The following is a 13526-nucleotide window of genomic DNA, read 5'->3' as shown; positions in this document are numbered from 1 at the left end:
TTACTCGGGTTGGAAGGTGACCTTGCCCTGGTCGACCGTGATGGTGCCACTGACGCTGAACGTATCGGTGTCGGTGTAAGGGGCGCCGTCGTACGTTCCCGTCACAGTGGCTTCGCCCTCGGTGTTGGAGTGCACGACGATGCCTTCGCCGCTGGAATCCAGCTCGAGTTCGACGGTCGGGTAGGTGTCGATCCGCCAGACCGGGTTGGTGATGTCGGAATAGCCGAACGAGAACGGGCAGCTGTGCTCCGGCTTGGTCGCTTCGGTCAGGCACTGCTTCAGGTATGCCTTGATCTGCGCCTGCGCTTCCGTCTCGATCGTCGACTTGATCCGCGGAGCGAGCTGGACCTCGACGTTCTCGAAGCCGGCGTCGACGCTGACTGGGTCGCTTTCCACCAGTGGGTTGTCAGCGACCTGAACGACGTACCGGCCGGGGAAGACGTTGAGGTCGCCGGACTCGAGATCCACCCGTTGTCCGTTCACCTGTACGTCGACCGGGATCGAGCTGCTGATCTGGAGCGCCGGGCGGTTGCCCGTGATGTCCCAGCCGCGGAAGAGGCCCCACGACAAATCTTCACTCCGGCGCAGTGACATCGAGCCCGTCGCCTTGGTGTCGCCGATGGAGAAATCGACCTGGGCACTCCGGCCCTTGCTATCCTCGTCGTCCTCCCGGATGCTGTCCACCTTCAGACCGCTCGGCGGCACGTACTTGTCCGAGCTGATGAGGGCGGCCGCCAAGGTTGTGTCGTTATTGCTCAGGTACGACGCTGCCTTCGCCGCATCGCGGTCGGCGAGTGCACCGTAGTAGCCCTTGACCGCGGCCTCCGGGGTGAACCAGATCCGTTGTGCGACGAAGTTCGCCGTACTGAGTGAGGCGATCAGGGCGACCACGATCGCGGTGACGAAGATGGTCCGCTGCGACGGTTCCCATGGCTCGACGAAAGGGCTGGCCGGCCGGTCGGACTGGGTGGTTGCCATCGTCACGCCTCCTCGTTGCCGGACTGCTGCATTGCCTGGGCCAGGAACTCGTCGCGTTTCTGGCGGCGGGCGGCCAGGATCTGGCCGTGGTGCGCGACCGGCGGTTCGTGCCGGCAGGTGGCGAGCTCACGCCAGGCTTGCGCGGAGCGGCGGATCTCGTTGTGCCAGCGGACGCCGTCGATCGGGCTGGACGTGCCGGTCATGACGTAGCGATGCCAGTACCAGAACATGGTCAACTCGGTCCGCAGCCCTTCGTGCACCGGCCAGCACGGCGGCAGCATCACCCACGGCGCGTACGCGTCCTCCAGCCAGGCAACCCACTCAGCCAGCTTCTGCCAGGACTGCTCCCGGACCTCGCTGCTCAGTTCGTCCCAGACCCATGGCGGCTTGGATCCCATCGTCACTCCATCTCCGTGCCGGTACTCGCGGAGTCGTCATAGGAATTGCCACCGAAGTCGGCGTCCCCATCCTCCGCCTCCATCGCCGCCTGAACCCGAGCATCATCATCCGCGGCCTGCCCGTCATACCCACCGTCGCTCTCCGGCTCACCGGCAGCCGCACCCTCCGGCTGCGCCTCTGCCTCTGCCTCGGCTCCGGACTCGACCTCCGCTTCGGCGGCAGGCTCCGGCTCGGCGGCAGGCTCTTCCTCGACCACCTGACCGGCGTCCGCCTCCGCCTCAGCTCCGGCCTCTGCTTCACCTCCGGGGTCGGTCTCGGCGTCGGCCTCAGCCTCGGTTCCGGGCTCGGCGTCAACCTCTGCTCCTGGTGCGGGGTCGGTTTCCGCCTGCGGTTCCGCGTCCGGTTCGGCTCCGGGCTCGACCTCCGCTTCAGCGACAGGCTCCGCCTCCGCGGCAGGCTCTTCCTCCGCCTCCTGATCGGCGTCCGCCGCCTCAGCCTCGACCTGCTCCCCGTCAACCTCGCCCTCCGAGCCCGGCGTAACTTCCGCGTCGGCTTCGGATTCCGCGTCGGCCTTGGCCTCGGCGTCGGCCTGGACGTCGGCGTCGGATTCCGCGTCGGCCTCGGACTCCGCGTCCGCCTCGGCGTCGGCCTGGGCGTCGGCGTCGGACTCCGCGTCCGCCTCGGACTCGGCGTCCGCCTGGGCGTCGGCGTCGGACTCCGCGTCGGACTCGGCGTCGGGGTCCGGATCCGCGTCTTGGTTCGTGTCGGCGTCCGGGGCTGGCTCGGTTTGCTGGGTGTCGGAGTCCGGGTCTTGGTCGGAGGGGGTTAGGTCGGGCTGATCAAGGTCGTGCCCGGTTTGAGGGGTGGGGAGTTGCGGTCGATTCTCAGGGTTACCTTGTTCGTCCCCTCCGTCGATGGCGTCGGGAACTCCACTCCCAGGACTCGTACCGGTTGACCCGTGTCCTCCGTCTGCAGTGTCGTCCCGGCTTGGATCGCTCCCGTCAGGAGCTCGCCCGGAACCAGGAGTCCGTCCCTGCTCGGAAGATCGAAGGTCGTCTCGACCCTGAACCTGATTGATGTCATGTTCCCTCAGTCTCTCCAGCGCCGGAGCTTCGCTCGCATACGCCTCTTCTTCGAGGTCCCCGATGTTCCCCGTGCCGACCTCCGTGCCCGAGCGGAGCTGGTCGACATGGGTCTTCTCATGCGCCAGTGTCGCCACCAGCGTCTCCCGATCGGCGAAACTCGCCGGGCCGAGCCGGATCTGGTCCCCGCCGAGCTCGCCCGGCGTACAGGCGCAGGCCTGCTGATAGTCGAGGTACTGGATCTCGTCCGGCTCCTCCACGATGACCACGTCGACCCCGGTGAGATCCATCCCGCCGGCGTCAGCCGCCTCCTCGACAGTCTCCGCCGTCCGAGGCAACCCACCACCGTTCTCGACAACATCCCGATTACTCCGCGCCGCTCCCCGCGAGAACAACGTCAACTGCTCGTCTTCCGCGGCCTTCTCGGCGCCCTTACGTTCCTTGAGCTCCTGCTCTTCGGCCAGTACGTCGTCCTTGATCGACTGCGGCACCGGCTCGAGCGGGTTGTCCGGCACGGTCTCGCAGATCCGCTGGTGGCCGGGCGGTGGTTCCATCGTCCCGTAGCGCTCCGCCTGCAGATGGCGGATCGCCTCCCGTCGGAGCTCCGCGTTGGGGTTGCCGGCGTCGTCATCCACCCGCTGCAACTCGTACAGCAGATGGTTGCGCTTGTCCTTCACCTCGAAGCTTTCCGGGGTGTGGTACTGGACTTCGAACTTGTGCAGCGCCTTGCCGTCCGGCCCAAGGCTGGCCCAGGTCGAGTTGACCCCGCGGTAGTCGGGCAGATTCCAGGTGTTCTTCTCCGAAACCCGAACGAAGCCCTGACGCTCGAGGTGATCGCGGCTGCTGAGCACGCCATCGGCGTACTGCTCGGGCGGAAACGTCAGCGTGTAGCGATTGAGGTCGTTGGTGGAGTTCGCGACCTCTTCCGCTGTCCTGTCCTTGCCCCGGCGGGCGACCTTGCTGCGAAACGATTCGGCGCTCTTGAGCGAGTACTCCAGGCCTTCCAGCTTGGCGCCGTACTCGGCGGTGGCGGTTACGTTCGCCAGCATCGCGTCGTCGAGTTCCGTCCGCCTGCTCACCGCGCGGGCGTGTGCCAGGCCGACGGCCTCGTTCTGCTCGGCGGTCAGGCTCAGCCGCGCTTCGTGCCCTTTCCCTCGCCAGGGCCGCGCTTCCGGGCTCACAGCTGGGTGGCCCCGGAGATGCCGCGGGTTTGCTGGATCAGTTGTTCGGCGGTCGCGGCGTCGATCGGCTGGAGATCACGTACGTCGTGCGGGCCGCCGATCTGCAGGTCTCTGATGTCATGCGTGGCGATCCACTCGCCGTCGCCGCCGAAGACCTCTTCGATCAGGCGTTCGGGGCTGGACAGCTGCCGATACACGCGGACCTCCTCCGGCCCTTCGCGCAGGACCCAGTACCTGGCGAAGCGCTGGTGGTCGGCGAGCAGGGCGCTGACCTGCTCAGCACCGATGGGCACCAGGACGTCCGGGTGGGGCGGAATGACGTTGCCGGCGGGATGCCAGGTCCAATCGACCAGCGACAGGTACTCCATGTCGTCGCCGCGGCGACGCCACAACGCGGCCGGGCGATCCGCGCTCTCTCTGCGAAAGACCGAGGCGAGGTACTCGTAGTCGTCAGCGGTCATGTCGTGAACCCCTTCAGGTGTTGGAACTCCGGGATCATTCCGGCCGGTCGGGCTTCGACTTGGAAGTGTGGTTCGCTGCGCCAGAAGAGCCAGGCGTGGAATGGGGGGAGCATCTGGATTGCGCTGACCGGTAGGGCGGGGCGGAAGATGTTGCTGACCGTGTGGTTGTGGCCGGCCATCGAGCCGCCGACTCCGACCGGGCCGGATGGGCCCAGGTTGGTCTGCGGTCCGAGCTGTGTGCTCGTGGTGGTCTGGCGCTCTTCGCCGGCCCAGGACGAGATGTTGTGCAGGTCTTCGCCGTTGGACATGCCGCCGAAGATCAGCTTGGCGGTGGTTGCGGCCAGGATCGCCGCCTGCTGCTCGACGCCGTACCGATTTCTCAACTGGGCAAGGCTTTGCGTGGCCCACATGGTGACGATGCCGCGACCGCCGCCTTCGCTGACCAGGGATGGAAGGCTTTGCAGCGGGGCGATGTTGGCGATCTCGTCCAGTGCCAAGAGCAACGGTGGGTCGAGGCGGCCGCCTCGGGTCGCGGCGAGTTCCGAGGCGCGTTGCGCGATGCTGTCGACCAAACCGGCCATCAGCGGCGCGATCGCCTGCTGCTGGTGCGAAGGCCCGATGATGAACAACGACGACCTGCTGTCGAGGAACTCGTCGATGTCGAGTTCGTTCTTCGAACACGACGCCAGTACGGTCGGCTCGGACGTCGCTTCCAGGGTGTTGCGCGCGACCGAGTAGAAGCTGCCGCGTTCGCGGTCGCCGAGCAGCTTGACCGCGTCCAGGTCGTCGGCCCACATCGCACCGGGACTCGACGACAACCGCAGGATCGCCGTGGGATCCCGGGTCTCCTGGGCCGTCAGCCATCGCCGTACGACGGACACCGGCAAACCCTCGAGCGCCGCGGCGTGGAAATAGGCGCGCAGGATCGCAGCGGCACCGCCACGCCAGTGGTCACCGTCCTGCACACCTTGACCGGCGACGGCCGTCATCGCCGCCACTCGCCGATAGCAGACCGACGGGTTCTCGCAGTCGGCCAACGGCGACCATCGCATCGACAGCTCCGGAAACTCGCTGCCGAAGGGGTCGTAGACCTTCACGGATCCGCCGTACGGCGCTGCGAGGGCGCGGCGGCGGTCGCCAGTGAATCCGAGGATGTCGCCGCGGGTCGACGTACAGACGAGTGGTCCTTCCCACCAGAGCACCGACGGGATGATCAGTCCGGACGTCTTGCCGTAGCGCGGCGGGCCGATGATGCCGACGGAATCCTCGGGCGCACTCCAGCATCGCTTGTATCCGCCATGCGCGTCCCAGCCGAGAAACACCTGCCGGCGTGGATCGGTCGTGAACGACGGGATCGGCGGCCAGGTTGTGTTCATCAGTCCCTGGCCAGCGAGCTGGTCACGATCACAGGCATCGGTACGGCGGGGTTGTCGGCGTCCGGCAATGGGTACTCGACGCCGGGCTCCTCGATGGCTTCCAGCCGTAGTTCGCTCGGCGGGTGGGTCGAGAGCACCGACTCCTCCCACCCGTTCCGGGCGCCGTCGAAGCTGCCGCGGAATCGCGCGAGTACTTGGCGGAGGCCGTCCCGGTAGCCGGCGTAGACCGCGCCTTGGTCGGCCAGATACTCGGCCGCTCGGCTTCCCGATGCCTGCATCGGCATCACGCCGTACTTGATGCTCACCGTCACCGGCCAGGTCATCATCATGACGATGAACTGTGCGGTCCCGCGGGTGATCTGGAGGAGCCAGCTGCAGATGTTGTAGGTGATGTAGAGCGGGAGCGCGACGCCGCGGATGAAGTGGCTGGAGACCGCGTCCGCGTTGCGCCAATGGGTCAGTTCGTGGCAGAGGACGCCGGCGAGTGGTTCGCGGGCGTAGTCGAACTCGTCGAGGAATCCCTTGGTGACCATGATGTGACGGGTCGCGGCGTACGCGTTCGGCTCCCGGTCGTCCAGCATCAGCAGGGGTGGCGTCGAGGTCAGGCCCATCCGGTTGGCACAGTCCTCGAGGATCGGTCCGATCAGGGCCGTTTCGCGTCGGCTCGGTTTCCGTGCGCCGCTGATCCGGAGCGTCCAACTTTCGGTGGCGATGCCGTAGAGGGTGTACAGCGCGCCGCAGAGGAACGCGACGACGAGCTGAGCGAGGAAGCGGCCGAGCCCTTCGAACGGGCTGACCGCGGCGACCGCGATCCACGGCACGAGCAAGCCGAAGAGGAATCCGCCGAGGGCGCCTGCGCCGGCTCCGACCAGTAAGCCGAGGATCCCGCCGCTCTGCAGCAACGCGCTGCTGAGCATGCTGCCGAGGACGGGGACGTCGCTGAACCAGGAGTCCGCGGTGCTGTTGCCGCCGATCGCTCCGCCGATGTAACCGGCGACACCGCCGACGACCAGACCGATGCCGCCGAGCAATACGGCGAGCGGAAGGTTGAACCACGCGGCAAGCAGCGCACCGACGAGCCCGCGTCGGTTCCGCAGCATGCCGGTGACCAGCCAGACGAAGACGTTCCGGTAGCCGGGCGGCCGGCTGAAGGCGCGACGAAGTCCGGTCTTGAGCCGATCCGGGACCTCCGAACCGGCTTGAGGTGCGGTCACGCGCGGCGGTTCTGGTTGTTGCTGGAGCTGTACCGGCACCTGCTGCAAGGCTTCCGGACGAGGAGTGGTGGCCCCGCAGTGCGGACAGCTCAAACTCGCGGCATCTCGCTGATTCCCGCAGCGGGCGCAGATCCCCAACTGATCCTCCCCATCTCGGCCTGGGCGGCTAGCGCGATGTGCACAGCGCCACTGAGATGTGACGCAGCGGCATCATCGCCGACCCTATCGGTCAGAGGGGCCGCGTTGGGCTTCACCTGGTGTGCCTCAGATGCGGTGAGGTTTGAGCAGTTCGTCGTCACCGGTGAGCGCTGCCGCGATCCGCCGGTGTTTGCCGGCCTCGTCGGCGCGGGACTGGCGCTCCAAGGTCCGAGCCAGCATCAAGTGTGCGTAGTACTCAGTGGGCTCTCGCTGGATCACCTCAAGCAAATGCTCCTCAGCAGGCTTCAGCAAGGCCGCGTGGTAGTACGCCCGAGCCAGCAGCAGTCGCGTGCCCACGTCGTCCGGTGTCTCCTCCATCACTGGGCGCAGAGCGCGGATGGCGCCGCGATAGTCCCGCTCGTCGAAGTACTGCTGCCCGAGCCCATAACCCAACGCACGCATGTCTTCCATCGCGGAACCTCCTGTCTGCCGGGAACAAAACAGCAACACCCCGGCACACGGACCTATTCCGCGCGCCGGGGTGTGTTCAGCAAACGATCAGTCGAGGGCTGCGACTTGCTCGGGGGTGAGCTCGAGGTCGATGGCGGCGTACGAGTCGAGGATGGTCTCCGGGCGGCTCGAGCCAGGGATCGGGATGACGTACGGCGACTTGGCCAGCATCCAGGCGAGGGTCACCCGCTGCGGGCTGACGCCGAGTTCGGTCGCGAGCCGGTGAATGACGGGGTGCTTGGAGCCGAGGTCGCCGGCGTTCGAGATGCCGCCGAGCGGGGACCAGGGCAGGAAGGCGATGCCGAGCTGGTCGCAGAACTCGAGCTCGGGTTCGCTGGACCGGAAGGCCGGCGAGAATTGGTTCTGCACGGAGACCAGCCGGCCGCCGAGGATCTCGTTGCCCTGCTGGATCTGCGCCGGGTTCGCGTTCGAGATCCCGGCCATCCGGATCTTGCCGGCGTCGAGCAGGTCGCGGATCGCGCCGACCGACTCCTCGTACGGCGTCTTCGGGTCGGGCCGGTGGAACTGGTAGAGCCCGATCGCGTCGACGCCGAGCCGCTTGAGCGAGTCCTCGGCCGCCTGCTTCAGGTGCGCCGGGGAGCCGTCCTGGGTCCAGCGGCCGTCGCCCGGACGCAGGTGCCCGCCCTTGGTGGCGACCAGCACGTTCGACGTGTCACCGCCGTACGACGCGAGCGCCTTGGCGATGAGGGTCTCGTTGTGACCGACGTCGGTCGCGGTCAGGTGGTACGCGTCCGCGGTGTCGATCAGCGTGATCCCGGCGTCGAGGGCGGCGTGGATGGTCGCGATCGACCGGTCCTCGTCCGGCCGTCCCTCGATCGACATCGGCATCGCACCGAGCCCGATCGCACTGACCTCCACATCCCCGATCCGCCGGGTCTTCTTCGTCTGAGCAGCCATGCCCCCAGCCTTGCGCAGCAGCAATCAGTAATCCAACAGCAATGTCAGATGACAGCGATCGCCCGGGATTCTGAATCCCGGGCGATCGCATGACTCAGGCCTGCTGGACGTGCGGGTCGCGGTCCTCGACGACGTAAGTCGCTCGGGTGGTGATGGGAGCGCCTTGGGTCTGGACGTAGGGGACGACGCGGAAGTCGGAGCGCCACTGCTGGTGGTCGACGGTGACGCGGACGTAGCCGCGCTGGGAGTTGAAGAACTTCAGGTGCGGGTTGGCGGCCAGGAACTGGAGGCCCAGGTCGGTCATGTCCGCGCCGTCGCCGCCGCTGGTGATCGACGTACCGACGAACTCGGTGCCGACGTTCGGGGAGTCCGGGTTCTCGTAGTCGCGCTTGAGTTCCAGCGCGTAGTTCTGGTGCCGGTCGCCGGTGATGACGACCAGGTTGCGGACCCCGCTGTCCTGCGCGGCCGCGAGGACCTTGTTGCGCTCGGCAACATAACCGTCCCACGGGTCCAGCCAGACGTGCGTCTCCGGGCCGGGCGTCCAGTCCGTCTGGCCCATCGGCGCCTGGTTGCCGAGGATCTGCCAGCGCGCGTTCGAGCTCTTGAACCCGTTCAGCAGCCACTCGCGCTGCTTGCCGCCGAGCATCGTGTTGTCCGGGTTGAACCGATCGGTGCAGGTCGACGAGTCGCCGTCACCACACGGCTGGTCCGACCGGTACTGGCGCGTGTCCAGCATGGTGATGTCGGCCAAACGCCCGTACGGAAGACGCCGATGCAGGCGTACGTCGGGGCCGGACGGCATCTGCTCGTGGCGCAGCGGCATGTTCTCGTACATCGCCTGGAACGCGGCCGCCCGGCGGGCCCGGAAGACGACCGGGTCCTGGTCCGGCTCGGTGTCGATCTGGGAGATGTCACCGGCCCAGTTGTTCTCCACCTCGTGGTCGTCGATGGTGTGGATCCACGGGTGCGCCGCGTGCGCGGCCTGCAGCGGCGCCTCGGTCTTGTAGAGCGAGTACTGCAGCCGGTACCGCGCGAGGTCGAACGTCTCGCCGTGGAACCGCGGGTCGGTCACGACGCCGCGCCGGTTCGTCTTCACGCCGGACTCGTAGAGGTAGTCGCCGAGGTGGACTACCAGGTCGAGGTCCTCGGCGGCCATGTGGTCGTACGCCGTGTAGTAGCCGTCCTGCCAGGCTTGGCAGGACGCGAAGGCGAACTTCAGCTCACGCGGCGACGCGAACGGGGGCGGCGTGGTCCGGGTCCGGCCGGTCGGCGACACCTCGCTGCCGGTGCGGAAGCGGTAGTAGTACACGTGGTCCGGCAGCAGGCCGCGGATCTCGGGGTGGACCGAGTGGCCGAGCTCCGGGGTCGCCACGACGCTGGACCGTCGTACGACCTGCCGGAAGTTCTCGTCCCGGGCGACCTCGTACTCGACCCGGATCGGCTTGGCGGGCATCCCGCCGCGGCCGTCGACGGCGTACGGGTCGGTGGCGAGGCGGGTCCAGAGCACGACGCTGTCGTACTGCGGATCACCGGAGGCGACGCCGAGGGTGAACGGGTTGCCGCTGCCGGCCGGAGCGGCGTACGTGGTCGAGGCGTCCCAGGCTCCGGTGCCGAGCAGTACGGCGGCACTGCCCGCACCACCCAGGCCGAGGAAGCGACGGCGTGAAACGGACATGAGTATTCCTCCTGGTGGCGGATCAGGATCGGAACTGCGCTGTCAGTCTTTGATTGCCGGGTGTCTCTGAGGTTAACGAGCTTCGGCGATAAGTTAACAGCGTCTGGCGATAGATTGACCAGAGTTCGCGTGCGGCAGGATTGGGCGCATGACGGATGAGCGAGTACGGCGTGCGCGGCCGGAGGACGTCCCGGCGATCGTGGAACTGGTCTACGGCCTCGCGGAGTACGAACGAGCGCCGCACGAATGCCGGTTGACGGCTGATCAACTGCACACCGCGCTCTTCGGCGAAACCCCGGCGGTCTTCTGCCACGTCGCCGAACACGAGGGCGCGGTCGCCGGCTGTGCCCTGTGGTTCCTCAACTTCTCCACCTGGCGCGGCGTCCACGGCATCTACCTCGAAGACCTCTACGTCCGCCCCGAAACCCGCGGCACCGGCCTCGGCAAAGCCCTCCTCGTCGCCCTGGCCCAGGAGTGCGTCACCAACGGCTACGAACGCCTCGAATGGTCCGTCCTCAACTGGAACACCCCCGCCATCGACTTCTACAAATCCATAGGCGCCACTCCTCAAGACGAATGGACCACCTACCGCCTAACCAACGACGCTCTAACGAAGCTCGGCTCATGAGCGCCGAGGACTACACCTGGTTCAGGGATACGCCTTTCATCTACGGCTACTGCCTGACCCTGGTGCAGGGCATCGATCCCGGCGAAGCACTCCGCCGCCTGGATGCAGAGCCGAGCGAGCGCGCGACCGGCTCGCGCGACTTCACCCGCTTCGCCGAGAGAAGTCATCCCTGGGCGGCGCACCGCAACGACGGCCGGTTCGGCATCGGCGCTGTTCAGCTCGAGGGCTGGACGCTGCTGCTCGAGTGGAACGGCTTCCTAGGCGTCACCCCCGAGGTCATCCGTCCGCTGTCGGCAGGCACCCGCGTGGTTTCCCACCACCGCAATGTCGACGCCGAGGATCGCTTCTGCTGGATGGAGGACGGCGACCTGCGGCTGAAGTTCGAGCCGTTGTTCCCCTTCCATCGCTCCGGGAGCGATCCTGATGGTCTGCTGGATGTGATGGAGCGGATCGGCTTTGATCTGCGCGACATCGAGGACCGCGACTTCGAGCTGAACACCGAGGCCGCGTTCGCGCTGGCGGAGCACCTCACGGGTGTGAGGGTCACGCAGGAGCTGCTCGACACCGCGGAGTACCTCTGCGGGCGAGCTCCGCTCAAACGCTGAGCCCCGCGGCCAAGGCGGTCCCGTTCAGCTGCACCCAGTCGCGCTTTCGGCGGATGTCGTTCGGTACGCCGAGGTCCTGCAAGCGTTGCATTGCTGGGTTGCCTGCGTTGGCCTCTGTGTCTATGCCGTCGGCGGCTTGGGATTGCCACCAGAGGATGGTGGGGATCAGGTTGTCCAGGTTGGTGGGGCCGTAGCCGGTGAGGAGGGCATTCCATTGGGGGACCACGTGGTCGATGGTGCCTAGGTCGGCGTACTGCCAGCAGATGAAGGCGAGGTCGTGGATGCGGGGGCCGGGGGCGGCGATGTCCCAGTCGATGAACGCGATCGCGCGGGAGCCGTCGTCGGTGTAGACGGTGTTCTTGGGTGAGAGGTCGTTGTGACAGACCACCTCGTGCTCCCCGGCCAGCGTCGTACCCGCGGTCAGGTCGTGGAACTCGCGCACCAGACGGCCCACCGACTGCAGAGCGCCGGGGGTTGTCACCCCGTCCTTCCAGGGCCGCTCCCAGGCGACGTAGCCGTCGATGAAGCTCAACCGCTCCCGGCCCTGATCCATGCCCAGAAAGCGCGGTGCTCCCGGCCAACCGTCCAGGTGCCGCAGCAGTTCATGCACAAACGCGGGCCCTGGTTGCCGCAGTACGACGTCGCCACGCCGTACGACCACATTCACAAACCCACCCTGCAACTCCACCTCATCCACTCAGCCACCCTTCCGCATTCACGGCCCAGCGGTCCAACCGGTTTCACCCAGACACCAGGCCCGAAGGACAGGAGGTACTCCGGCCGGCCCGGACTGTTCAGGCGTGGAGATCGCAGGACGAGACCGCAGCAGTCGACTACCTCCTGTCGTTCGGTCCCGAACGTCAGGGGCGGCGGTTTTTGGTGGTGTACATGGCTTGGTCGGCTTGGTGGAGGAGGGTGTCGAGGTCGGTGCTGGCGGGGGTGATGGGGGCGGTGCCGACGCTGGTGGTGACCTGGACGGTGATGTTGGGGAGGGGCTGGCTGACGGCGGATTCGAGGCGGGCTATCAAGGCGGCCAGGGCGTCGTCGGCGATGTCTTCGGCGAGGATGGCGAACTCGTCACCGCCGAGGCGGGCGACGGTGTCGCCGTGACGGACCTCGGCCGCCAGGCGCCCGGCGATCTCGCGGAGGGCGCGGTCGCCGGCCTCGTGGCCGTAGTTGTCGTTGACCAGCTTGAAGTGGTTCAGGTCGCAGAACAGCAGCGCCCCGGGACGCCCGGTCTCCCGGGTTCGCTCCAGTACGGACGCGAAGCGGTGCTGGAGCAGACGCCGGTTGGGCAGACCGGTCAGCGGGTCGTGGGCGGCGTGGTGGCGTAGTTCGCGCTCGGCGTCCTTGCGGGCCGTCACGTCGTCGACCTGGATCAGCAGGATCCGCGGCTGCCCGGCGCCTTGGTCGACGACTGCCGCCGTACCGCCGAGCCAGATCGCCTTCCCGGCGGGCTGGGTGAAGACCCGCTCGAACCGGTACGTCCCGTTGCTGGCAGCAACTTCTTCGAGCTCCTGCCGGGTCTGCGCCGGCTCCTCCTCGCGCAGGAAGCTCAGCATCCGCTCCCCGACCAGCTGATCCGCGGCGTATCCGGTGATCCGGCAGAAGGCGTCGTTCACCCGCAGGATCCGGCCGGCCTCGGGCCCGTCGAAGGCGATCGTCGCCATCCCGTTCCCGGCGCCCTCGAAGACCATCCGGAAGGTGGTCTCGCTCGCCTCCAGCCGCGCCTTCTCCGCCAGCAGCTGATCGGTCAGCCGCGCCTTGTCGATCGCCAGCCCGGCCTGAGTCGCGAAGATCTCCAGCAGCTCCCGGTGGATCGGCCCCGGCCGCCGCTGGTCCTCGGGCAGGTCGACCGCCAGCATCCCGACCAGCTCGCCGTCCGGCGAGTACAGCGGGGCGAACAGCGCGTCGAGCGGATGCCAGGCCGCCGGATCGTCCGACACCGGTACGTCGGGCACCCAGCCGATCACCTCGCCCTCCGGCAGCCGCTCGTGCGGCACGAACCGCAGCCGTCCCCAGTGGTCGGCGATCGCGAACTCGGCGTCGAAGATGTCCGCCGAGCTGACCGTTCCGAGCAGTGCCTCACGGGCCTCCGGCGACCCGGCGACCGCGATCACCTCGAACTTCCCGTCCGGCTGCCGCAGGTTCAGTACGGCGATCCCGAACCCCAGCCCGGTGACGACGCCGTCGACGACCGCCTGCAGCGTCTCGGCCAGACTCCGGCCCGCACCCATCCGGGCGCTCACTTCGTAGAGGCGGCGTACGGCAGTCAACCGAACAGCGGGTTCGTTCTGCACGCGTCGAGCTTAGGCCGATCTCACCTGACGTGAGCAGTTGTCACCACTGCTGATCCGGTTA

At 67.5% G+C, this 13526-nt stretch carries 13 protein-coding genes; 2 read left to right on the top strand and 11 right to left on the bottom strand.

The window, feature by feature from the left end; translation table 11 throughout:
- From EV646_RS17070 to EV646_RS17030, 9 genes are all read right to left on the bottom strand, one after another.
- The gene (locus tag EV646_RS17070) at nt 1-978 is read right to left on the bottom strand and encodes a hypothetical protein (RefSeq protein WP_132149559.1); all 978 of its coding nucleotides are present in this window, start codon (nt 976-978) and stop codon (nt 1-3) included.
- Between the two features lie 2 nt (nt 979-980).
- A complete protein-coding gene (locus EV646_RS17065; protein ID WP_132149557.1) occupies nt 981-1376 on the bottom strand; it encodes a hypothetical protein in 396 nt (131 codons plus the stop codon).
- Nucleotides 1377-1378: 2 nt separating this feature from the next.
- Nucleotides 1379-3538, bottom strand: coding sequence for a hypothetical protein (locus EV646_RS17060; RefSeq protein WP_132149555.1), 2160 nt, complete (start codon nt 3536-3538; stop codon nt 1379-1381).
- A 98-nt stretch (nt 3539-3636) separates the two neighbouring features.
- Nucleotides 3637-4101 (bottom strand): hypothetical protein, encoded by a 465-nt coding sequence (locus EV646_RS17055; protein WP_132149553.1) that lies wholly within the window; start codon nt 4099-4101, stop codon nt 3637-3639.
- Complete coding sequence (locus tag EV646_RS17050; RefSeq protein ID WP_132149551.1) at nt 4098-5477, bottom strand: type IV secretory system conjugative DNA transfer family protein; 1380 nt, start codon at nt 5475-5477, stop codon at nt 4098-4100. The genes EV646_RS17055 and EV646_RS17050 overlap by 4 nt, the downstream gene beginning before the upstream one ends.
- Nucleotides 5477-6691 (bottom strand): M48 family metalloprotease, encoded by a 1215-nt coding sequence (locus EV646_RS17045; protein WP_241996086.1) that lies wholly within the window; start codon nt 6689-6691, stop codon nt 5477-5479. The genes EV646_RS17050 and EV646_RS17045 overlap by 1 nt, the downstream gene beginning before the upstream one ends.
- A 264-nt stretch (nt 6692-6955) precedes the next feature.
- The gene (locus EV646_RS17040; RefSeq protein WP_132149549.1) at nt 6956-7300 is read right to left on the bottom strand and encodes a tetratricopeptide repeat protein; all 345 of its coding nucleotides are present in this window, start codon (nt 7298-7300) and stop codon (nt 6956-6958) included.
- Nucleotides 7301-7387: 87 nt separating this feature from the next.
- The gene (locus EV646_RS17035) at nt 7388-8257 is read right to left on the bottom strand and encodes an aldo/keto reductase (RefSeq protein ID WP_132149547.1); all 870 of its coding nucleotides are present in this window, start codon (nt 8255-8257) and stop codon (nt 7388-7390) included.
- A 94-nt stretch (nt 8258-8351) separates the two neighbouring features.
- Nucleotides 8352-9932: an alkaline phosphatase D family protein gene (locus EV646_RS17030; RefSeq protein ID WP_132149545.1), complete on the bottom strand. Its 1581-nt coding sequence runs from the start codon at nt 9930-9932 to the stop codon at nt 8352-8354.
- 148 nt (nt 9933-10080) lie between these two features.
- On the opposite strand from EV646_RS17030, the gene EV646_RS17025 reads away from it, so the two are divergent.
- Nucleotides 10081-10560 carry a GNAT family N-acetyltransferase gene (locus EV646_RS17025; protein WP_132149543.1) on the top strand — a complete coding sequence of 160 codons (480 nt, stop codon included), beginning with the start codon at nt 10081-10083 and terminating at the stop codon, nt 10558-10560.
- Nucleotides 10557-11165, top strand: a complete 609-nt coding sequence (locus EV646_RS17020) for a DUF6461 domain-containing protein (RefSeq protein WP_132149542.1) — start codon at nt 10557-10559, stop codon at nt 11163-11165. Before EV646_RS17025 ends, EV646_RS17020 begins: the two co-directional genes overlap by 4 nt.
- Here the strand turns inward: EV646_RS17020 and EV646_RS17015 are convergent.
- The gene (locus tag EV646_RS17015) at nt 11155-11862 is read right to left on the bottom strand and encodes a phosphotransferase (protein WP_132149540.1); all 708 of its coding nucleotides are present in this window, start codon (nt 11860-11862) and stop codon (nt 11155-11157) included. The two genes, EV646_RS17020 and EV646_RS17015, sit on opposite strands and share 11 nt — an antisense overlap.
- Nucleotides 11863-12025: 163 nt before the next feature.
- Entirely contained in the window at nt 12026-13465 is a 1440-nt protein-coding gene (locus tag EV646_RS17010) for a diguanylate cyclase domain-containing protein (protein WP_241996084.1), read from the bottom strand.
- Nucleotides 13466-13526: the final 61 nt, after the last annotated feature.

The sequence above is a fragment of the Kribbella antiqua genome (assembly GCF_004345665.1).
Lineage (GTDB): Bacteria > Actinomycetota > Actinomycetes > Propionibacteriales > Kribbellaceae > Kribbella > Kribbella antiqua.
Note: the sequence above shows the minus strand (reverse complement) of the source record. Positions and strands in the feature narration are given on the sequence as shown.